The sequence below is a fragment of the Peribacillus sp. RS7 genome, assembly GCF_041956845.1.
GTDB lineage: Bacteria > Bacillota > Bacilli > Bacillales > DSM-1321 > Peribacillus.
On record NZ_CP168135.1, the window covers coordinates 2035412 to 2057889 of the forward strand.

21 protein-coding genes and 4 tRNA genes are annotated in these 22478 nt (G+C 40.8%); 1 reads left to right on the forward strand and 24 read right to left on the reverse strand.

The window, feature by feature from the left end:
- The 20 genes from ACDZ29_RS10375 to ACDZ29_RS10470 all read right to left on the reverse strand — a co-directional run bounded on the left by ACDZ29_RS10375 (window position 1) and on the right by ACDZ29_RS10470 (window position 17854).
- Window positions 1-795: a two-component system regulatory protein YycI gene (locus tag ACDZ29_RS10375; RefSeq protein WP_289327188.1), complete on the reverse strand. Its 795-nt coding sequence runs from the start codon at window positions 793-795 to the stop codon at window positions 1-3.
- Window positions 782-2119 (reverse strand): YycH family regulatory protein, encoded by a 1338-nt coding sequence (locus ACDZ29_RS10380; RefSeq protein WP_375090805.1) that lies wholly within the window; start codon window positions 2117-2119, stop codon window positions 782-784. Before ACDZ29_RS10380 ends, ACDZ29_RS10375 begins: the two co-directional genes overlap by 14 nt.
- The gene (gene walK / locus ACDZ29_RS10385) at window positions 2116-3948 is read right to left on the reverse strand and encodes a cell wall metabolism sensor histidine kinase WalK (RefSeq protein WP_375090806.1); all 1833 of its coding nucleotides are present in this window, start codon (window positions 3946-3948) and stop codon (window positions 2116-2118) included. Before walK ends, ACDZ29_RS10380 begins: the two co-directional genes overlap by 4 nt.
- 5 nt (window positions 3949-3953) lie before the next feature.
- Entirely contained in the window at window positions 3954-4661 is a 708-nt protein-coding gene (yycF, locus tag ACDZ29_RS10390; protein WP_034316131.1) for a response regulator YycF, read from the reverse strand.
- Window positions 4662-4940: 279 nt separating this feature from the next.
- Entirely contained in the window at window positions 4941-6359 is a 1419-nt protein-coding gene (locus tag ACDZ29_RS10395) for a peptidoglycan DD-metalloendopeptidase family protein (protein WP_375090807.1), read from the reverse strand.
- Window positions 6360-6765: 406 nt separating this feature from the next.
- Window positions 6766-6838: transfer RNA gene (locus tag ACDZ29_RS10400), tRNA-Phe, on the reverse strand.
- 31 nt (window positions 6839-6869) lie between these two features.
- Window positions 6870-6945: transfer RNA gene (locus ACDZ29_RS10405), tRNA-Asp, on the reverse strand.
- Window positions 6946-6968: 23 nt separating this feature from the next.
- A tRNA-Glu gene (locus ACDZ29_RS10410) sits at window positions 6969-7040 on the reverse strand.
- An 8-nt stretch (window positions 7041-7048) separates the two neighbouring features.
- A tRNA-Lys gene (locus ACDZ29_RS10415) sits at window positions 7049-7124 on the reverse strand.
- A 296-nt stretch (window positions 7125-7420) separates the two neighbouring features.
- Window positions 7421-8713, reverse strand: coding sequence for an adenylosuccinate synthase (locus ACDZ29_RS10420; RefSeq protein ID WP_370016941.1), 1293 nt, complete (start codon window positions 8711-8713; stop codon window positions 7421-7423).
- A gap of 287 nt (window positions 8714-9000) precedes the next feature.
- Entirely contained in the window at window positions 9001-10365 is a 1365-nt protein-coding gene (gene dnaB / locus ACDZ29_RS10425; RefSeq protein WP_289314149.1) for a replicative DNA helicase, read from the reverse strand.
- A gap of 140 nt (window positions 10366-10505) precedes the next feature.
- A complete protein-coding gene (gene rplI / locus ACDZ29_RS10430) occupies window positions 10506-10955 on the reverse strand; it encodes a 50S ribosomal protein L9 (RefSeq protein WP_289314148.1) in 450 nt (149 codons plus the stop codon).
- The gene (locus tag ACDZ29_RS10435) at window positions 10952-12922 is read right to left on the reverse strand and encodes a DHH family phosphoesterase (protein WP_289327192.1); all 1971 of its coding nucleotides are present in this window, start codon (window positions 12920-12922) and stop codon (window positions 10952-10954) included. The genes rplI and ACDZ29_RS10435 overlap by 4 nt, the downstream gene beginning before the upstream one ends.
- 38 nt (window positions 12923-12960) lie before the next feature.
- Entirely contained in the window at window positions 12961-13908 is a 948-nt protein-coding gene (locus ACDZ29_RS10440) for a YybS family protein (protein ID WP_370016942.1), read from the reverse strand.
- A 246-nt stretch (window positions 13909-14154) separates the two neighbouring features.
- Window positions 14155-14394: a 30S ribosomal protein S18 gene (gene rpsR / locus ACDZ29_RS10445; RefSeq protein WP_230161608.1), complete on the reverse strand. Its 240-nt coding sequence runs from the start codon at window positions 14392-14394 to the stop codon at window positions 14155-14157.
- 47 nt (window positions 14395-14441) lie between these two features.
- Window positions 14442-14972 (reverse strand): single-stranded DNA-binding protein, encoded by a 531-nt coding sequence (ssb, locus tag ACDZ29_RS10450; protein WP_370016943.1) that lies wholly within the window; start codon window positions 14970-14972, stop codon window positions 14442-14444.
- Window positions 14973-15041: 69 nt separating this feature from the next.
- Window positions 15042-15326, reverse strand: a complete 285-nt coding sequence (gene rpsF / locus ACDZ29_RS10455; RefSeq protein WP_034316153.1) for a 30S ribosomal protein S6 — start codon at window positions 15324-15326, stop codon at window positions 15042-15044.
- Window positions 15327-15531: 205 nt separating this feature from the next.
- Window positions 15532-16632 carry a redox-regulated ATPase YchF gene (gene ychF / locus ACDZ29_RS10460; protein WP_289314144.1) on the reverse strand — a complete coding sequence of 367 codons (1101 nt, stop codon included), beginning with the start codon at window positions 16630-16632 and terminating at the stop codon, window positions 15532-15534.
- 166 nt (window positions 16633-16798) lie between these two features.
- Window positions 16799-16996, reverse strand: coding sequence for a DUF951 domain-containing protein (locus ACDZ29_RS10465; RefSeq protein ID WP_289314143.1), 198 nt, complete (start codon window positions 16994-16996; stop codon window positions 16799-16801).
- Between the two features lie 21 nt (window positions 16997-17017).
- Complete coding sequence (locus ACDZ29_RS10470) at window positions 17018-17854, reverse strand: mechanosensitive ion channel family protein (protein WP_375090808.1); 837 nt, start codon at window positions 17852-17854, stop codon at window positions 17018-17020.
- A 387-nt stretch (window positions 17855-18241) separates the two neighbouring features.
- Between ACDZ29_RS10470 and yyaC the strand changes: the two genes are divergently transcribed.
- On the forward strand, window positions 18242-18877 hold the full coding sequence (yyaC, locus tag ACDZ29_RS10475) for a spore protease YyaC (protein WP_289327196.1): 636 nt from the start codon (window positions 18242-18244) through the stop codon (window positions 18875-18877).
- Between the two features lie 52 nt (window positions 18878-18929).
- Here yyaC and ACDZ29_RS10480 read toward each other — a convergent pair whose 3' ends face one another.
- The 4 genes from ACDZ29_RS10480 to noc form a co-directional block, all read right to left on the reverse strand.
- Complete coding sequence (locus ACDZ29_RS10480; RefSeq protein ID WP_289314140.1) at window positions 18930-19631, reverse strand: DUF554 domain-containing protein; 702 nt, start codon at window positions 19629-19631, stop codon at window positions 18930-18932.
- 72 nt (window positions 19632-19703) lie between these two features.
- Window positions 19704-20564, reverse strand: coding sequence for a ParB/RepB/Spo0J family partition protein (locus tag ACDZ29_RS10485; protein ID WP_375090809.1), 861 nt, complete (start codon window positions 20562-20564; stop codon window positions 19704-19706).
- Window positions 20557-21318, reverse strand: a complete 762-nt coding sequence (locus ACDZ29_RS10490; RefSeq protein ID WP_289314138.1) for a ParA family protein — start codon at window positions 21316-21318, stop codon at window positions 20557-20559. The genes ACDZ29_RS10485 and ACDZ29_RS10490 overlap by 8 nt, the downstream gene beginning before the upstream one ends.
- Window positions 21319-21579: 261 nt before the next feature.
- On the reverse strand, window positions 21580-22440 hold the full coding sequence (gene noc / locus ACDZ29_RS10495) for a nucleoid occlusion protein (protein ID WP_289314137.1): 861 nt from the start codon (window positions 22438-22440) through the stop codon (window positions 21580-21582).
- Window positions 22441-22478 lie beyond the last annotated feature (38 nt).

Consider the following 22478-nt stretch of genomic DNA (forward strand, 5'->3'; position numbering starts at 1 on the left):
TCACTCCAGTATTTTTTCTTCTGTATTCAATTCAATGACCTCTCCATCAAAAGCATTCACGAAGAGATCTGTTTCATCATCAATGACCACCCACCATGTTGGCACAAGTAAATGTGACACAGATGTCGTCTGCAGCGAATTATAAAAACCCAGTTCTACATTCGTGACTGTGTTTTTGGGATTAATATCACCATTTCTATACAATGCTCCAATAGCATTTAAGGCAGATACCAATTCTTTAGGTTTATTGAATTTTTCAATTCCCTCTAAATACATCTGTTCATAGGAAACGATTTCACCCTTCTTGTTCAGATATAGAGTGACCTTCCCCTTACTATTATTATAAAACATCTTTTTATCTGCCACCTGATAGCAGGTGATGGTCTGGTTGATTTGATCATAGCTCCAAAAACGATACTCATTTCCATTTAATATATACTCCTTCAGGAATATATCAACGTCTGCTGCATGAATTTCCGCTTTCATGCCAACTGGTGTTTTAAATGTACCTACAAGCTTCTTATCATCTATGATTTTTGCTTTTTGATTTTTCAGGTACTGTATATCTTTCTTCTCGAAAGTCTTGCTGTTGGCAATCAGGAATTGATCCTTCTTTTGTTTCGGAAGTGGGGTTTCTATTGAAATCTCATCTTCCTTCAAGAGTTCTTCCGTTGTGGACTCTGTGAAATTTTCAATTTGGTAGTCATTTATCTTTTCCAGAAATTGATAAAGAAGAAAAATATTCAAAACGAAGAAAACCATGATGAATATTGATTTTGTATTATTCCAATCCACTTTGATCGCCTCCCGTATCTTCTTCAAAAGGCACAATAAACCATTTATCGCCGATACGATAATACCAAGTGGGTTCAAGCGTAACTAGTGTGACAAGTTTGGAATCAAGGGATTTATGCAGTTTATAGCCAATCGAGATGTCCTCCACGCTCTTGAAGTCGATATTATCTTTCGATTTCAACTGATTCAAGACTTCTCTACCACTTTTTAAAGTCATTTCCGACCCTTCAGACGGAAGGACTGAGGCAAGTGAAAAGTATGGGCGCTCGTAGCTATAAATTTCTTCTTTCCCCCAAATTTGCTCGATTTCGGTCATTCCGGATTCATTGAAGGCCGGATAACCATTTACGAATAAGCGGAATACCACTCGTTGCTCATTCTCCGACATATAGGCAAAGCGGTAATTGTTATCTTCCCAACCAGCATGATCATTGATGAACTCTATTCCTTTTTGGAGAAGGTCACTGGAACTGTCAAATAACTTGCTCTTTTGTGCCGGATTGATATAAGAAATTAGGTAATTCTCTTTATTGACCGTCATGAGTCTTGTTCCATCCGTGTATTCCTCACCGACCGAAACGGAGTCCTGTCGTACATACTTCGGATTATTAAATAGAGCGTTTTTAAGGTCTCCAATATCCAAAGAGTCGATATAATATTGAAATTTGCTGATCGTCACTGGTTTTTCAGGAACGAACAATGTCCTTTTGCTGTTTATGGTTTCGGCCGTATATTCAGGGTGCCTATCGTAAGAACCCGTATAAAACAAATCCATAAAACGCCTTAGTCTTTTAGAGTCGACCATACCTTGATAGATCTTCCCTTGATCGTAGGAAACAAAATAAACGGCAGATTCATTACCACTGATATCCTTTTGTTTAATGATGATTCTATCGAATGAAAATCCAGGCACTTCCGTATCCGTAATACCCAATACCGTTTTATAGAGGGAGATGGGAACCTCATCGGAATATTCGATTTCAATCGACCCATCTTCGTGGACAAAATCATCAAATTTCCTTTGCAGCCTTTTTACGGATATCTCTTTTACGCCGGTAAAATTCCATTGCGAAAATTCTTTTTCCATTCTATTTATCTCTACCGGATTGGAAGTCTGGAAATGTCGACCATTTCCATGAAAAAGGATACTGACAGGTTTAATGACATCACTAACAATCTGGACATCGCTTTTAATCTTTATATAATTCGATTGGTCACCAAATTTATCATATTCAGGCTCGTACGTCCAAATGCTCCAAGTCAAAAAAATGCTTGTCCCAACCAAAATAATCAGTATGATGCTTTTTGCACGTTCAAAATTCATGACCAATCATCCTCTTCTTCCTGTTCGTAAGGAAGTGTAAAGAACACGGTAGTTCCTTTTCCATCCACACTTTCCGCCCATATTTTCCCGCCATGCGCCACGACCATTTCTTTTGCGATCGCTAAACCAAGCCCGGTCCCACCTAAGTTCCGCGACCTTGCTTTATCCACACGGTAGAAGCGGTCGAATATTTTATCAATGACGTTTTTCGGGATACCCACTCCTTGATCTGTAATGCTCACAATGATAAAGCCATCCGATGCCCTGACACGGAAAGTCACTTGACCCCCTTCAGGTGAGTACTTTAATGAGTTGGAGATTACATTATAGAGAACCTGGGTGATTTTATCCTCATCAATATCCACAAAATAAGCTTCCTTAGGCAAATCACGCTTAAACGTGATATCATCATTTTTCGTCATTTCAAAACGATCGATGATATGGTCATAGAATTTATTGAAATTCACCCAGCCTGTTTTAAGCCTGTAATCTTTACTGTCCATTTTCGAAAGCTGTAACAGATCATTAACAAGCCTGATCATTCGCTCTGTTTCATTTTGGGTCACACTTAAAAAGGATGGAGCGATTTCCTCGTCCTTCCATGCCCCTTCAGCCAATGCCTCCAGGTAACTTCTCATCGTTGTAAGCGGAGTTCGCAGTTCATGTGAAACGTTGGCAACAAATTCCCTGCGTTCACCCTCGATCTTTTCCTGCTCTGTAATATCATGCAAAACAGTAATCAAGCCATTAACGAATCCCGTTTCCTTTTGAATGACCGAAAAGTTTCCCCTCAAAATGAATGGCCGATTTTTTTTGCTGTAATCAAGGATCACGGACTCTCGCTCTTCCAGTAAATCCTCGAATTTATATTCTTCTTCAAGACCCAAAACCTCAATGATTGGTTGATTCATGACGGTTTCACGCGAGACATTCAATAATTGTGCCGCCGGTTCATTAATCAAGTTCACCCGACCGCGTCTGTCCGTTGAAATTACGCCATCCGTCATATTGGCAAGGACAGATGAAAGCTTACGCCGCTCTCCTTCTGTACTTGATTGCGATTCTTGAAGCTTTTTGGTCAAATTATTGAAAGTGACGGCAAGCTGACCAATTTCATCATCGCCATATACCCTAACTTTTCTGGAGAAATTCCCTTTCGCCATCACCAGGGCCTGTTTTCTCATATCAGACATGGGCCTGGTGATCGTTCGTGCGAGCAGGATTCCTAAGATGGCCGTAATCACTAGGGCAATGGCTGTGCCCGTCATGAAGATACTATTGATTTCATCCATCTGCTCAAAGACATTTTCCATCTCTGCAATTACATAAACGGCACCAATGACCTCCCCATTTGCTTCAATGGGTGTCGAAAGGACCCAGAGCCGCCTGCCGGTTTTCTGATCTCGAAAAACATCACTATCTTCTTTTCCATAAATCAGCGTATTTTTAATAAGGGCTTCCGTTGTCTTCTTTCCTACGATACCTTGGTTACTTGGGACTGAAGTTCCGATCACACGCCTGCTGCGAGTGTCGATGACACGTACTTCCGAAATATCATTCGATGAGTTATCCCGGTCTTTCAATATCGTATCAATCGCTTCTTCGAGGGTTGGATCTTCCTCTCCCCTCTCTTTTTCCATTTCTTCACCAATACTGTAGGTAAGAAGGTTAACGTGACCTTTTATTGATTTCGTGAAGTTCCCGACAAGATTTTCTTCCAATTCCCCAACAAAATATACCCCAATTATTTGCATCGCTACGAAAATGAGCAAAACATAAATCAGAACAAATTTAAAATGAATTGAGCGAAAAAAACCAACCTTTTTCATAAGGACTACTCCTGTTCAGGGTTACGCAGGTAATAACCGACCCCTCTTCTAGTTACAATCCAACCAGGATGGCTTGGATTGTCTTCAATCTTCTCACGAAGACGCCTGACCGTTACATCGACTGTCCGTACATCACCAAAATAATCATAGCCCCACACGGTTTGTAATAAGTGCTCCCTTGTCATGACCTGACCGATATGCTTCGCCAAGTAATGAAGCAATTCAAATTCGCGATGCGTTAATTCAATCGTATCGCCCCGCTTGGATACCACATAGGCATCCGGATGGATAGTGAGCGTTCCTATCGTAATTTCCTTCGGTTCATTTTCTTGATCTGGGACCGGGACAGCTTGCTGACGTCTTAAGTTCGCCTTAACGCGGGCAATTATTTCCCGGGTACTAAATGGCTTTGTCACATAGTCATCTGCTCCAAGCTCTAAGCCTAAGACCTTATCTATCTCTGAATCCTTAGCCGTTAACATGATGATTGGCGTTTCATACTTCTTCCTTACTTCCCTGCAAACTTCCATCCCATCGCGCTGCGGTAGCATGATATCAAGTAAAATCAAATCAGGTTGCCGTTCTTCTACCATCTTGAGGGCTTCATTGCCGTCATAAGCACAAAAAACTTCATAGCCTTCCTTTTTTAGATTGAATTGTAATATGTCAGCAATTGGCTTTTCGTCATCCACTACCAGAATCTTCTTATCCATGTACTTATCTCCTTTTTAATAACTAAACTGAATCTATTAAAAACCGTGTCCTTATCCGGGACCTTATTCACTTTTCCTTCTGTTTGCACCAATCTAACAACCTGATTCAACAAAATTATATATATATACCCAATAAAAGGGGCTGAACACCGGAATGAAAGCAAATTGTATCTATTCTACTTTATCATTTTATAGGCATTAAATCACCTTTTTCCTATTATTCTCATCTATATATGAAGCAGAAGAAGTCTTCGAATATTTTTCGAAGACTTCCATCGATTACTGACTTATATAGTTTAGCGGATTTACAAGAGACCCATTTTTATATATTTCAAAATGGAGATGGACACCGGTTGAGTGCCCTGTTGAACCCATCATGCCAATTTTCATGCCTTTTTCAATCTTTTGTCCTGCTTTTACATCTATTGAATCCAAATGGGCATACACTGTCTTATACCCATTATTATGATTGATCGTTATCTTATTTCCATACCCTCCGGAGTTTCCGGCAGTTTCGATTATTCCATGATCTGCTGCCGTTATGGTTCTGGTGGTTGGCCGGGCGATATCAATACCTTTATGAAGTTTCCCCCAACGCTGGCCCTGCTTACTGGAAATATAACCCCCGTCTGCAGGCCATGAATATGTACCGCTTCCCTGTGAAGGAATGACCTTCGTGCCTTTTCTGGTGATTTCTGTTTTGGCTTTTTCCGTGACTTCCTTTTTTACGATCGTTTCGCTGATTTTCTTACCGTTTGTTTCAGATACTGCGTAGGTGTATGCCCGAATCCCCTCATTGCCTATTTGTTCAGTAATGAGTTCGCCCTTTGGAAGTTCGTCATCCTCCTTCACTTTCTTTTCAAAAGGAATCCTCTCTTCCTTAAAAACTTCTCTTTCTACCATTACGTTCACATAGGGCGTACGCTGGGTCACATAGAGACGCTCTCCCTCTTTAATACCTTTGTCCTCTTCCTGTCCTGGATTTAGCTCCAACAGTTGATCCAGGTCCATATCATGCCTAGTGGCAATTGATTCAAGATCCTCATCTTCCTTAGCCTCATAAATCGTCTTTTCTTCCTTTCCTTCTTCAATCATGGAAAGGGTTTTATCGACGGTCTTGATTTCATCTGGATCGACCATTGTTTCTTTAAACGTGACGGGAACTGAAAATTTGATGTCCAGAATTCTGCTTCCCGGTTCTTTTAACGCTCCCGCGTCCGTTTCGCTTTCTTTTTTAACTGATTCATATTCGGAGAATTCCTCTTCATTTACATATAATAAAGTGATTTTCTCCAAAACGTCCTCAGCATCATCCTTTGACGCAACATAGGCTACCGCCTGATTATCTATATCGATTTCATACGCCTCTGCCTTCACATTCAACTGATCTTGAATACCCTTTACAGCCTGATCCTCTTTAACCTCTACATCGAATACCTCTTCAGGTACAAACGTCAGCTGTGTCTCCCTATCGAATGTAAAGTCAGGATAATCTTCCTGTGCTTCTTCTACCTTTTCGGCTACGACCTTCTCTATTTCCGTTTCATCCGTCACACTTCCGACGAACTCATCGTTAAGGTAAACATGCTGAATGGTGTTAGTTTCCGATATCCCTGCAGCCGTTGCCCGATTTCCTGCAAGCAATAAAATGACGGAAACCATCAACAGGATGATCCCCTTACCTTTTGAGCTAAACATATATTGTCCTCCTTAACGGCTCAGTCACCAATTAAGAAACTAATCAAATTTATTTTGAGATTTATTAGTCCATTTTAAATATCTACATACATATGACTGATTTAATGATTTTTCCACTCATAACTCTACCATAATAAGAAAAAAAACAAGAAATAGACTTCATAATGTAATAGAACTGTATAAATGGTGACAACAAGTACCAATAAATATGTTAATGAGGATAGTTCGGTAAATTACGAAAAAAGGAGTGGATATAAGCCCCGTATGGGTAAAAGCGAGTTATATGACAAATTGGCCAAAATTGGTATGTTACAAATCGTTAACAATCTATTAACAAGATTTCATTTAAAATACTTCTGATGTAAAACAAAAAAACGCCTTAAAGGAAAGGCGTTTTTAAAAAGGATGGCTCAGGACGGAATCGAACCGCCGACACAAGGATTTTCAGTCCTTTGCTCTACCGACTGAGCTACTGAGCCAAATATTCTATTTTAGAACAAAAAAATAAAATGGCGGTCCCGACGGGAATCGAACCCGCGATCTCCTGCGTGACAGGCAGGCATGTTAACCGCTACACCACGGGACCAGTAAAGAATTTATATAAAGAAGTGACCCATACGGGATTCGAACCCGTGTTACCGCCGTGAAAGGGCGGTGTCTTAACCGCTTGACCAATGGGCCGAAAAAAATGGTGAGCCATGAAGGATTCGAACCTTCGACCCTCTGATTAAAAGTCAGATGCTCTACCAACTGAGCTAATGGCTCGTTCTAATGAAATGTAACTTCGCCGGATGTAAACTTAACATCTCCAATGCAGCTACTCGCTTGCTGTTGTTAACGGCTTGTTCTATTGTGACGACGCTTTTGATAATATCATGGTTAATATAGTTTAGGCAATAGTTTTTTGAAAAAAATTAAAATTTTCTTATCTTTTTCATTTTTCACTACTGTTTCACTCCATTAACTCTGTATCCCATGCCTCACGAACGTGACATCAGGATGCATGCACCCTAATAAAGAAAGAAGAAGCTGGCAAAAAAAGCCAGCTCCTTTTTCATGAATTACGCTAGACGCCAAGGGCTTCTCACGACATTTGTTTGGTTACGGTCAGGACCGACAGAGAAAGTAGTCAAAGGAATGCCTACCAATTGGGATACGCGCTCTACATAGTGGCGTGCGTTCTCTGGAAGCTCATCCAATGATTTGCACCCCGTGATGTCTTCTGGCCAGCCTGGTAGCTCTTCATAGACTGGTTTACATTCGCCAATCGCTTTCAAGGTCGCTGGTACCTCATGAATGATCTCGCCTTTGTATTCATAAGCTACACAAATTTTGACCTTATCAAGACCTGATAATACGTCAATCGAGTTCAATGATAAATCGGTAATCCCGCTGACACGGCGAGCATGACGGACGACAACAGCGTCAAACCAGCCGACACGGCGCGGTCTGCCTGTAGTTGTACCATATTCACGGCCAACTTCACGGATTTGGTTACCGATTTCATCATGCAATTCTGTAGGGAAAGGACCATCACCCACACGGCTTGTATATGCTTTACATACTCCAACTACATGGTTGATTTTAGTAGGGCCTACGCCAGAACCGATGGTAACCCCACCTGCAACCGGGTTAGATGAAGTGACGAATGGGTATGTTCCTTGATCGATATCAAGCATGACACCTTGTGCCCCTTCGAATAATACCCGTTTTCCTTCATCAAGTGCGTCATTCAATACAACGGATGTATCACAAACATATTTCTGAATTTGTTGTCCGTACTCATAGTATTCTTCCATGATATCTTCAATCTTGAAACCTTCCGTTTCATAGAAACGTTCAAACATACGGTTTTTTTCGACAAGATTTTGAGTCAATTTTTCCTCGAAAATTTCACGATCCAAAAGATCTGCCATGCGGATTCCGTTACGAGCAGCTTTGTCCATATAAGCAGGGCCGATACCCTTTTTTGTCGTTCCGATTTTGTTGGCGCCTTTACGGTCTTCTTCGACTTCATCCAATTTGATATGGTAAGGAAGAATGACATGTGCACGGTTTGAGATACGAAGATTATCCGTACTTACACCGTGACTATGTAAATAAGCAAGCTCCTCTACAAGAGCTTTTGGATCAACCACCATACCATTTCCAATGACACAAATTTTATCACTATAAAAAATCCCTGACGGAATTAAATGCAGTTTATAGGTAACGCCGTTAAATTTTATTGTATGCCCTGCATTATTCCCACCTTGATAACGAGCGATGGCTTCCGCATTCTGGGATAGAAAATCTGTTATTTTACCTTTACCTTCGTCTCCCCATTGTGTACCGACTACTACAACTGATGACATCTGAATAAAGCACCTCCAAAGGTTCACGTAATACCGATTTTTAACCGGTTCTTATCAAACAAACCTATTTTATCAATAATCCAAACTGGAAGTCAATACAAAATCCGAACAATACACATTTTAATAAATTATTTGTTCGTAAATATGAAAAATCCTTTCCGTTTTAAAATTGGTTTTGGATTGTCAATCATTATTCTGCCCTTTGATTTCTTTAATTATTATCACCAGCCCCTTTCTTTTTCCCAAAATAAAAAATGCCTGCCATTCCATGAATGGCAGGCTGTTCTCTATGCCCCGGGAGACATCGAATCATCATCGAAGCGACGTTCGAGGTTAACGAATTTATTGTATTCTTTTACGAATGCAAGCGAAACCGTTCCTACTGGACCATTACGCTGTTTCGCTATAATGATTTCAATGATGTTTTTATTCTCGGATTCCTTGTCATAATAATCATCACGGTATAAGAATGCCACGATATCAGCATCTTGCTCGATACTCCCTGATTCCCGGATATCGGACATCATCGGGCGCTTATCCTGGCGCTGCTCCACTCCCCGCGATAGCTGGGAAAGGGCGATGACGGGCACTTGAAGTTCACGGGCGAGCGCTTTGAGTGAACGTGAAATCTCGGATACCTCTTGCTGACGATTGTCGCCTGAACGACCATCGCCTTGAATCAACTGCAAGTAATCGATCAATATCATGCCAAGGCCATGTTCCTGCTTCAAACGACGGCATTTTGAACGGATTTCGCCAATCCTCACACCTGGCGTATCATCGATATAAATGCCGGCATTCGACAAGCTTCCCATCGCCATCGTCAATTTACGCCAATCCTCATCAGTTAAGGAACCTGTTCGTAAATTCTGGGCGTTGATATTTCCTTCAGCACAGAGCATACGCATAACGAGCTGCTCTGCACCCATTTCAAGACTGAAAATCGCTACATTCTCATCCGTTTTGGTTGCAACGTTTTGTGCGATATTCAATGCAAAGGCGGTTTTACCAACCGAAGGACGGGCGCCCACTATGATGAGGTCATTACGTTGGAACCCGGCTGTCATTCGATCCAGTTCAGCAAACCCGGTCGGTATTCCCGTGACATCCCCTTTACGGGTAGTCAAAACTTCAATGTTATCGTACGTCCGCACCAATACATCCTTAATATTTTGAAAAGACCCGGAATTCTTACGCTGGGCCACTTCCATGATCGTTTTTTCTGCTTCCCCGAGCAGCTCCTCGACCTCGTCCTCGCGACTGTAGCCTTCCTGGGCGATGTTGGTCGCTGTCCTGATCAAACGGCGAAGCAATGACTTCTCCTCGACGATGCGGGCATAATATTCAATATTGGCCGCGGTAGGTACCGATCCGGCCAATTCACTTAAATAAGAAACTCCGCCAACTTCTTCAAGGTTTTTGGTCGCAGCCAGTTCCTCTGTCACCGTAATCAAATCGACAGCTTTTCCTTCGTCATTCAATTTAAGCATCACATTAAAGATTTTTTGATGAGAGCTTCTGTAAAAATCCTCCGGAATCAAAACTTCCGATGTAACGGTCAATGAAGAGGGCTCAAGAAAAATGGCTCCTAGTACAGCCTGTTCGGCTTCTATATTTTGAGGGGGAATCCTATCCTGAAATTGTTCTATCATATCTTAAAACCTCCCATTCTAAGAGGATACCTTTTATATGTTTCTAGTGAAAAAGAAAAAAGTGAAAGGACAACATGCCCAATCACATTTTTCGTCTACCTCTATTTTATCAATTTTTCACAGATATGAAACAACTAAAATTAGTTAATTTCTTTCACATGCACAGTAAGTGTCGCTGTGACTTCAGGATGAAGCTTGACTGGAAGCTTGGTGTGTCCTAAAGAACGGATACCGTCAGCAAGCTCCATTTTGCGTTTATCAATCTTGATACCATGTTTCTTCTGAAGCTCTGATGCAATTTGTTTAGTCGTGATGGAACCGAATAAACGCCCGCCCTCACCGGCTTTGGCAGATAGCTCAACCGTTAATTTCTCCAGTTGGACTTTCAATTCTTCAGCATGTTGCAGTTCCTCGGCAGCAAGTGATTCTTCTTTATTCTTCTGTGCTTCCAACGTTTTCACATTTGTATTATTTGCTTCAACAGCCAATCCTTGTTTAAGCAGGAAATTATGTGCATATCCATCTGCAACATTTTTAACTTCCCCTTTTTTCCCTTTACCTTTAACGTCTTTTAAAAATATTACTTTCATTCTTTTTGTCCCCCTTCTAAATATTCATCAATAGCTACTTTCAATCGACTTTCGGCTTCATCAATGGAGCATACCTGTTGAGTAGCGGCATTTGTCAAATGGCCGCCCCCATTCAACATTTCCATGATCACCTGTACATTGATATCACCAAGAGAACGCGCACTTATGCCTACTGTATCATCAGATCGCTTAGCCATTACAAAGGAAGCAACAACGCCATCCATGGTCAATAGGGTGTCAGCAGCCTGAGCTATGAGCACCTGATTATGGACCTGATCGGTTTTTGCCGAGGCAATGGCAATTCCCTTTTTATAAAAGATTACCTCTTCAATGAGCTTTGACCTTTTAATATAGGTGTCCACGTCTTCTTTTAAGAACTTCTGGACAAGTACCGTATCAGCTCCATGTGCCCTAAGATAGGAGGCTGCATCGAAAGTACGTGACCCCGTCCTTAAGGTGAAGCTTTTCGTATCGACGATGATACCCGCAAGAAGCGCCGTCGATTCCAGCATATCAATCTTGCTGCGTTTCGGCTGATATTCAAGCAGTTCGGTTACAAGTTCAGCTGTTGAAGACGCATATGGCTCCATATAGACGAGCAACGAGTTTTTGATGAACTCTTCACCCCGGCGATGATGGTCGATGACTACAACTTTATCGATCCTATTCAATAACCGCTCTTCAATTACCATGGAAGGTTTATGTGTATCGACCACAACCAGCAATGTCTCATCCGTAATCATTTCAAATGCATCATCAGGAGTTATAAACCGGGCATAAAGCTCTTTTTTATTTTTGATTTCCTCCATTAAACGGAGGACACTGCTATCAAGCTGCTGGGTGTTTATAACAATATAGCCTTCACGTTCATTCATTTGGGCAACTTTCAAGATGCCTATCGCTGAACCGATTGCGTCCATATCCGGGTTTTTATGGCCCATGACAATGACTTTATCGCTATCAAGGACTATATCCTTCAATGCATGGGAAATCACACGTGCACGGACCCTTGTGCGTTTTTCCATCGGATTGGTTTTACCGCCATAGAATTTCACTTTACCATTCGCTTGCTTTATTGCTACCTGATCACCGCCCCGACCTAGAGCGAGATCCAAGCTGGACTGTGCAAGCGTACCTAGTTCCGGTAAGGATGACACGGCCGAGCCGACCCCGATGCTCAAGGTCAATGGTACATTTTGCTTGGCTGTCGTTTCCCTGATTTCATCCAAAATCGAGAATTTCCCCTTCTCAAGCTGCTGAAGGATATGCTCATTAAAGACAGCGATGAATCGTTCCGAGGAAACCCGTTTAAAGAAAACGCCATTATCCCTTGCCCATTTATCAAGAAGTGAGGTGACCAGGCTATTAATGCTGCTTTTACGCTGATCATCCATACCCTGTGTCAAATCATCATAGTTATCAAGGAGAATGATCGCAATTGCCGTTCGCTCATCTTCATATAATTTCTCGATTTCAACTTGCTCCGTCACATCAAAAAAGTAAAGAAGCCTTTCCTCACGCTTATGGACCACTTTGAATTTCCGATCGTGGAGCGTAAGTGTCTCTGTCTCGATCTCTTGCTTAATTAATGGAACGATCGAGTCCGCGACATCATAGAGCGATCTTCCTGCCAAGGAGTCTTCACTAAAACATGAAGCCAGGAATGGATTGGTCCATTCAATGTAATAATCCTCATTAAAGAGCATGATCCCAATTGGCATTTCCAATAACGCTTCCTCGCCGACCTTCTTTAATCGGTAAGATAAAGTCGTTATATACTCTTCTGTCTTACGTTGCTTTTTTTCTACCATTCTTAATGTTAAATAAAATAAACCAGCAAGAATCAATAGTCCAACAAGTGCAATAACCCAATTATAATAAGCCAGTACGCCCAAAAGTAAAACGCCCGCGGCCAGCATCCCATACAACGGGGACTTAATCGAGTATTCTTTCAAATAAGATGGCATAGTTTCAGCTCCTAAAAGCATCTGTTTTACAAAAAAGTCTATTCCTTTTTCTTGATTGTCTCCCTAAAAGGAAAGCCTAAATCTATTATACCTAAAAATCGTACGGCTGTTGTAATAATCGGAATCGGCAGCAGCAAAGAAAAAACCACGATTATAACAGGTATGGCTTTAGCCCATGACTTCACATGAGCGATATAAAATATCAGGGAATATCCTTGTAATAAAATGAAGAACTGCAAGATGAAAAATATGTTCGTTATGGCCATATATACAAAACTGTTCTTGTCCGTATTCACAAAAAGAGCAAGAAGCATCGTAATTAAATAATACCATAAAAGACTTTTCGGGAGTCGCAGATCTCGAAAATGGGGCCATTTTAACGTTTTATCACTGAACCTCTTCACAATTGGATGCGCAGCGAAGAAAATCAATAAAACCATGATGACTGACATCAGAACGAACAAACTTGGCATCAGTGTGTTTAACATATCGACAGTTTCATACACCTGCTTTTTGACTTGTTCCGTCGGTGCCTGGCCAAAAGAATCCATGATGCCCACTGTATTTTCAACGGACTCTTCAACCATATCCATCGATTCTTCTATGTAATTAACATCCATTATCAACACTGAAGCTGCATATATTAATAAAATGCCTCCCAGGAAGACAAGTACTGCACTTATGAACATAGTTGCCATCGATTTGTCCCTTTTCAAAAAATAACCGATCGCAATTCCGGTTGCCCCCATAAGTAAGGTAAGCGGAACAGACAATAGCGTCCCAATGAGGATTGACAACAGCGAGGCTATAAATAAGTAACCCAGGCTCCACGATAACTTTTGTTTGGCTGTGAACAGTATGAATGGAATGGGTAAAAAGAAAGTGGTGAAGATATTCACTAATGGTACTTGAATGGTGATGAACAATAAAATGCAATATAGTGCCAAAAGGGCTCCACCCTCCGCAATTCGTCTTCCGCTATTCATCTTTGTTTTTCACCCCCCTGTTTTGATTAAAATTAATGTCTTATCTCCATCTTTATATTGTATCCGTTACGGCTAGGATATTTCAAACATCACATTCTTTTTTAGGATATGATTACTTTTTCTAAGGAAAATGGCCATATGAATTACTTTTGAAAATAAAAAAACCGCAATTCAGCGGTTTTCAGGCATAAGAGCCGATTTTATAAAAAAGGCACATTAAGGAAAACTCCTCAATGTGCCAATTTATTATTCACCAGATACATATGGAAGTAATGCCATAGTACGTGAGCGTTTAATAGCAATCGTTAATCTACGTTGATATTTAGCGCTAGTGCCAGTTACACGACGTGGTAAAATTTTACCGCGTTCTGAGACGAATTTTTTAAGAAGATCTACATCTTTGTAATCAATTTTAGTGATTCCGTTAGATGTGAAATAACAAACCTTTTTACGCTTACCGCGTCCTTTACGTCCACCCATTGCCATAATAAATTTCCCTCCCTGCTTTTTCAATTTTCATTTTAAACGGCTGTTTAAAACGGAAGATCGTCATCTGAAATGTCGATTGTTTTACCGTCATTTGCAAATGGATCATCATCTACACGAGTGTAGTTGTTATTGCTCCGTTGATTCTGATTAGGATTTTGTCCATACGAATTGTTGTCATTTCCGTTATTATTATTGCTATAACTTTTTTGACCTCCACCGTAAGAACCGCCTTCATTTCTTTCACCCGCTGAACTGCTTCGTGGTTCAAGGAATTGAACGCTCTCAGCCAGAATCTCCGTCACATATACGCGTTTGCCGTCTTGTCCTTCATAATTACGTGTTTGGACACGTCCATCCACGCCAGCTAAACTGCCCTTTTTCAAGAAGTTAGCTACATTTTCTGCCGGTTTACGCCAAACAACACAGTTAATGAAATCCGCTTCACGGTCACCCTGCTGATTCGTAAAACTACGGTTCACAGCTAAAGTAAAGGTAGCTACGGGAACTCCATTAGGTGTATATCGTAATTCAGGATCTTTAGTTAAGCGTCCTACCAAAACTACGCGATTCATCATCAGAATCAACCCCTAGGTTTCAAGCCTGTTTCATGTGAAACAAGATTAGAATTTATATTAAATATGTGATTATACTTCTTCTCTAGTAGCCATGTGGCGAATAATGTCTTCACTGATTTTAGCAAGACGATCGAATTCTTGAATCGCAGCACTTTCAGCGTTAACTTTAAGAAGCATGTAGTAACCGTCACGGAAATCATTGATTTCGTATGCAAGACGGCGTTTACCCCATTCTTTTGCTTCTACTTCCGCACCATTATCAGAAAGGATTGTGTTGAAACGTTCAACTAAAGCTTTTTTAGCTTCTTCCTCAATGTTTGGACGGATGATATACATAATTTCGTATTTTCTCATCACTGTCACCTCCTTTTGGTCTAAGCGGCCCAATTGGGCAAGGAGCAATTATTTATAATTACTCACAAGATAAAATTATAGCATAGTTAAAGAGGCTTTGCAACGAGCGGTTCGACTTATTACAATTAATTGAAATCTAATGATTAACGGCTCAAAAAAGACCCTACATATGGAGCTGTAGGATCTTTCAGACTGGAGTTGAATCTTAAACGTTAAAACGGAAATGGATTACATCGCCATCGTTAACGATGTATTCTTTTCCTTCCAAACGAACTTTTCCTGCTTCTTTTGCAGCACCATGACTACCCGCTTCAAGCAAATCGGTATAAGAAACGATTTCGGCACGGATGAAACCACGTTCGAAGTCCGTGTGAATGACGCCTGCACATTGAGGGGCCTTCATACCTTTCCGGAATGTCCATGCACGCACTTCCTGTACACCAGCCGTAAAGTATGTTGCCAATCCAAGCAGATTATATGAAGCACGGATCAACTGGTCAAGACCTGACTCCTCGATGCCAAGTTCAGATAGGAACATTTCCTTTTCTTCACCTTCAAGCTCTGCAATTTCTTCTTCGATTTTGGCACAAATTACGATTACTTCGGCATTTTCCTTAGCAGCATATTCACGAACTTGCTGAACATATTCATTATCGTCAGCATTAGCCACTTCATCTTCGCTCACATTCGCCACATAAAGCGTCGGCTTCGCTGTAAGTAAATGCATGCCCTTCACGATTTTTTGCTGTTCTTCAGTGAATTCAACTGAACGGGCTGGTTTTTCATCTTCCAATGCCTCTTTTAAAGCCACAAGGATTTCATGTTCTGCCACTGCGCCTTTATCTTTTTGCTTGGCCATTTTTCCGACACGGTCGATGCGTTTGTCAACGGATTCCAAATCGGCAAGGATCAATTCAAGATTGATGACTTCGATATCATCGATTGGATTTACTTTTCCGGAAACATGAGTAATGTTATCGTCTGCGAAACATCGGACGACCTGACAAATGGCATCCACTTGACGGATATGGGAAAGGAATTTATTACCCAGTCCTTCTCCTTTACTTGCTCCTTTTACAATCCCGGCGATATCCGTGAATTCAAATGCTGTCGGAACCGTCTTTTTCGGTTTAACCAATTCAGTCAATTTTTGCAGACGGTGATCCGGCACTTCCACAATCCCGACGTTTGGATCAATCGTACAGAAAGGATAGTTGGCAGATTCCGCACCTGCCTGAGTAATTGCATTAAATAAAGTGGATTTACCTACGTTAGGCAAACCAACTATACCAGCTGTTAAAGCCATTTATATTTCACTCCTTCAAGATAATTCGTACATATGGAAAAAGACTGATCTTCTATAAAGACCATCCAATTACCTAAACCTTTCCCAATTATAGATTTCGCTCCCTAAAAAGACAAGTAAATCATTGAGATGGCAGGACTACTTTCATTCCAAAAAAAAAGCATGATCACTCCTCATGCTTTTGCAGAACTTTTTTCATTTTCTTCGCGAATTCACGTCGAGGCAGCATTACGCTATGACCGCAACCTTCACATTTTATCCGGATATCCATACCAAGCCTAATGATTTTCCACTTGTTTATTCCACAGGGATGCGGCTTTTTCATTTCCACAACATCCTTAAGCCCAAATTCTTTCTCCTCCATAACCATGAGCCCCCCTAATTCCTATGACTCGCTGCCATTGTACGTAGATTTAATCCCACTTAAATCAAGCGCAGCACTTATTTCTTTTCTTAATATCCTACTGATTTCGATGTGATGCATTGGCTTTGTTTCCGCTGTAATCCGAAGGACGATTTCTTCAGCACTTATTGTTTCGATTCCCAAAAATTCAGGTGCTTTAATCAAGGCTTCATATTTGCCTTCCATACTGCTTAAGAGTTCAATCAGCACCTTCTCAGCAAGCTCGACCGACCCATCGTTAGGTATGGTCACATCAACCACAGCCATACTGTTTAAAATGGAATAATTCGTAACCTGGATGATGCTGCCGTTGGGTATGAAGTGCAATTCCCCTGCACCACTTTTAATTTTCGTAGTACGAAGCCCGATTTCAATGACTTCCCCTTCAAAATTATTTATTTTAATATAATCCCCAACCGAGAAATGATCTTCAAAAATGACGAAAAACCCTGTAATTATATCCTTGACCAAACTTTGAGCACCAAACCCAACTGCCAAACCAAGAATACCAGCTCCAGCCAGTAAGGCCTTTACATCGAATGAGAAAATTTCAAGAATCATTATCAAGGCAATGAAATTGATAACGTAAGTTACAATATTTTCCAGCAACTTAATAAGTGTCGTTTCTCTACGCTCTGAAACACGAATAGGACTTCTTAAGCGAACCGCGAAAAATTTACTTATAACCGTCTTTCCTATTGAAATAATAATACGCGATAATAACAGAACAAGGAAGATTTTAATAATGCCCTCGCCCATCAGCAGCCATACCTTTTCATCCAATATCTCTTTTGTAACGTTATCATAAATGCGATCCATCTTTTCCTCCTGCCTAATGCAAACTGCAAAACTTTTATATCTTCTCTATGACTTTTCCATATAGACGTAGTCCTCTACCCCTACTGCTGTGAGATAACCCTGAATAAGAGAAGTTTTCTCTATTTTATCAATAAATAAGGGTTTCTGTACAAAAAAAATATGGGTATATAGGTAAAGGAATTAGAAGTTTTTTCCGAATTAATCAAGTATTTTTCTAATAGAATGTATTAATGAAAGCAATTGGTAGAGGAAGAACGTCAATCCATTTCCCCTTCACCTGTTTGCATGTTCTACAAAAAATTCCCTCATCCATTACGTTAAATACCGTATATTTTTCCCTTATTATCCGTATACTGTAATACCAAATAAAGTAAAGGAGTGGAGCCGATGAATCTGAATTCTAGTCTATTTAATAATAATAAAAATAGATTGAGTCGCATCCTGCATGAAGATACGGATGCATCCAAACAAATTTCCCAGGAATTAATCAACCTTCTACCAACTGGAAAGCTTCAACCAATCGTCATCGTCTGTATAGGCACAGACCGTTCTACAGGCGATTCCCTCGGACCACTTGTCGGCACTCTGCTTAGTGAAAAAGCTGGAAGCGGTTCTTCTACATTCCATGTGTACGGTACTCTGGATGACCCTATTCATGCGATGAACTTACAGGAAAAATTAAATGAAATAAAAAAGATTCATACCAATCCCTTTATTGTCGGAATCGACGCTTGTTTAGGCAAAATGAAAAGTGTGGGTATTGTTCAAATCGGTCAAGGACCAGTGAAACCAGGTGCTGGAGTCAATAAAGAACTTCCTTCCGTTGGAAATGCCCATATTACAGGAATCGTGAATGTAAGTGGATTCATGGAGTTCATGGTTTTACAAAACACTCGTCTTAATCTGGTGCTGAAGATGGCCAAAACCATCGCCGAAGGAATTTCCGAAGCACAAGATCATTATCCAGTAAAACCTTCCATCACTCCTTTCACATGGTCATTCAAGCAAGAAAAATCCCTTTGATTGGTATTTCTGATCATAAAAAAGAAGGAAGGGTTTACCCCTTCCTTCTTTTTTATACATAATACATGATAGTAACCAGAATGACGGTAATCATTATGCCTGGAAGCAGATTGGCCACCCTTATTTTGGTGACACCGATAATATTCAAACCAATGGCTAAAATCATGACTCCTCCAGTTGCCGTCATTTCCAATATGAAGGAATCCATTAAAGCGGTTGGGATCATCGTATTGATTTGTCTTGAAAAAATTGCTAAAAATCCCTCATAAAGAATGATTGGAAATGCTGAAAAAAGTACACCTATGCCAAGCGTACTGGCGAGGACCAGCGCTGTAAATCCATCGATGATCGCTTTTGTTATCAAAACGTCATGATCATTCCGGATACCACTATCCAGGGCACCGATAATGGCCATCGCCCCAATGCCAAATATGAGCGTAGCCGTTACAAACCCCTGAGATATCGAAGTTCCTTCAGTCGCTTTCATCCTGCGTTCAATCCAATTGCCTAAAGAATTAAGCCTTGCCTCAAGATCCATCCATTCGCCAAGGACTGCCCCTCCAACAATACTTAAAATGACAATGAGGAACTGATCACTTTTCAGCCCCATCTGCAAGCCTAAGACCATGACGGCTAAACCGATCCCGCTCATGACCGTTTCTTTTATCTTTTCAGGTATATGTTGTAAAAACCTTCCCAAAATCGAACCGATTAAAATGCAGGCACCATTCACCAAAGCCCCTAATAATACCATCTCATCCACCTAATTTTCTACAGTGAAAAATAGATCTAACTTCTGTTGCCACTATCTTTTCATAAAGGCAATCTAAGAGGAAAGGTTCTCTTGATCGATCAAGTCCAAAATTCTCTCTAGATCTTCTTTTGAAAAGAATTCGATTTCTATTTTCCCTTTTTTCTTACTTTGTTTTATCGTTACACTCGTTCCTAGTCTTTCACGCAGACTTGACTCCCGCTGCTTTATGAATATATCCTTTTTCTCTTGTTTCTTAGTTTTGGTTTCACGTGAAACGGTATCATTCAATTGATGTATATATTGCTCTAGCTGTCTGACATTCATTCCTTCTTTGAGGATTTTATCCACTACTGGCTTTAGCATCTCTTTTTTCTTTAAACCCAGTAATGCTCGGCCATGCCCCATGGAAATTTCCCCATCGGAGATATAACTCCTAATCCCTTCAGGCAAAGACAGTAATCTGACATAATTCGCGATATGGGGTCGGCTTTTACCCAAGCGATTGGCCAACTGCTCCTGGGTAAATTCCAATTTTTCAAGAAGTGTTTGATAAGCAGCCGCTTCCTCAATCGGATTTAAATCTTCCCGTTGCAGGTTTTCCAAAATCGCCAGTTCCATCATCTGCTGTTCATTCAATTCCCTCACAACAACCGGAACTGTCTTTAAACCCGCTTCCTTAGCAGCACGATAACGCCTTTCCCCTGCCACGATTTCATATCCCTTAATGCTTTTCCGGGCAATAATCGGCTGTAATATCCCGTGTTCCATGATAGATTGCTTTAATTCCTCTATAGCTTCAAGTCGGAAGCTCTTTCGGGGCTGATAAGGATTTGGCCTTAATTCCCTTAATTTGATTTCGCGCACGATTTCATCTTTACTGATTTCCCCATTGTTGAAAAGTGCGTTAAGTCCTTTGCCAAGTCCTTTAGCCATTTGATACCACTTCCTTTGCCAGTTCTAGATAGACCTCCGCTCCTCGTGACTTTGGATCATATATAATTATTGGTTCCCCATGGCTCGGTGCTTCACTCAAACGGACATTGCGGGGGATGATGGTTTGATAGACTTTATCCTGAAAGTATTTTTTGACTTCTTCTATAACCTGGATACCTAAGTTTGTTCTGGCATCCAACATCGTCAATAGCACACCCTCGATTTTCAAATCATGGTTCAAATGCTTTTGGACGAGACGGACCGTATTCAAAAGTTGGCTCAAGCCCTCCAGTGCATAATATTCACATTGTACAGGAATCAAAACGGCATCAGCTGCCGTTAATGCATTAAGCGTGAGCAAACCCAATGATGGAGGACAGTCAATCACAATGTAATCATATTGGCTTTGCACCTCTTCCAATGCCCTTTTTAATCGGACTTCCCTTGAGATGGTTGGAACAAGTTCAATTTCAGCACCTGCAAGTTGAATGGTCGCAGGTATAGCATATAAATTTTCTACCTTTGTTTCCATGATGACGGTACTGGCCTCGACATCATCAACCAATACATCATAAATACATTGTTCCACATCTGCTTTATCGATACCTGCCCCGCTTGTAGCATTTCCCTGCGGATCGATATCGACCATTAAGACTTTCTGTCCTATGTATGCAAGACAAGCACTTAGACTGACAGAAGTTGTCGTTTTTCCAACACCGCCTTTTTGATTGGCAATGGCGAGAATCTTACCCACGAATTCACCTGCTTTCAACTATCTTCATCACGCTATATCTATTAACTTTTACCGTAGATCCATTTATTTCTTTCTATTTTATCATGAATGTTACTGGAAGAAATCGTTTTCTTAAATTCCTCTTAAAAATTGAAATATATCTAAACAGCATTAAATACCGGAAAAATTGAAACCTTTTTGAGATGGCAAATGCCAGTGTTGGCGACAAAATAAAAAAAGCTTGGTAATCAGAGACTACCAAGCAGGGTTAAGGATAGGGAATCAAGTTTTTTTCTTAGGTATTTTAATCGTGAATTGATAATACTCCTCGAATTCTTCTTCCTCTGCATCCAAATTTATTCCATTGTCTGTAACCATACTGAGTGATTGGCGTATAGTATTCACGGCAATCCTCATGTCTTTACTAAACGCTTTCCGCTTAGGTTTCGGCTTTTGCACAGTACCCGTTAAGAGCTTGACGACCTGCTCTTCGGTCTGCTTGACGTTTAACCCCTTTTCGATGATTTCCAAAAGCAGTTTAAGCTGCTTTTCTGGACTTTTTAACGGTATCAACGAGCGGGCATGGCGTTCCGTAATTTGCTTTTGAAGAAGTGCATCTTGAACCTCTTGGGGCAGCTTAAGCAACCGAAGCTTATTCGCCACGGTAGATTGTCCTATTCCCAGTCTTTGTGCCAGAGCTTCTTGGGTTAAACTATGCAGCTCCAATAGTTTACCGTAAGCCAAAGCTTCTTCAATCGGTGTCAGTTCTTCACGCTGAAGGTTTTCTATCAGCGCAACAGAAGCCGTTTCTGTATCGGTGAAATCTTTGATTATTGCAGGTGCCAATTCCCAGCCAAGCTTTTGCATGGCTCGAAAACGACGCTCACCAGCAATGATTTCATATTTCCCCTGTCCATAAGCCCTTACTACAATTGGTTGAATGATTCCATGTGTATGAATCGTTTGAGCCAATTCAGCAATTTTATCGTCATTAAAAACGGTCCTTGGTTGAAATCGATTAGGCACAATATCAGAAATGGAAATTTTTCTTATCTCTTCATTATTATTGCTAGGTGTCTCCATCTCTAGTTGCTGTTCTTCTTTTTCGCCAAACCCAAAGAACCGCGAAAAAGGATGCTTCATCTTCCTACACCACCTTTTAAAACTCCCAAATAACATAT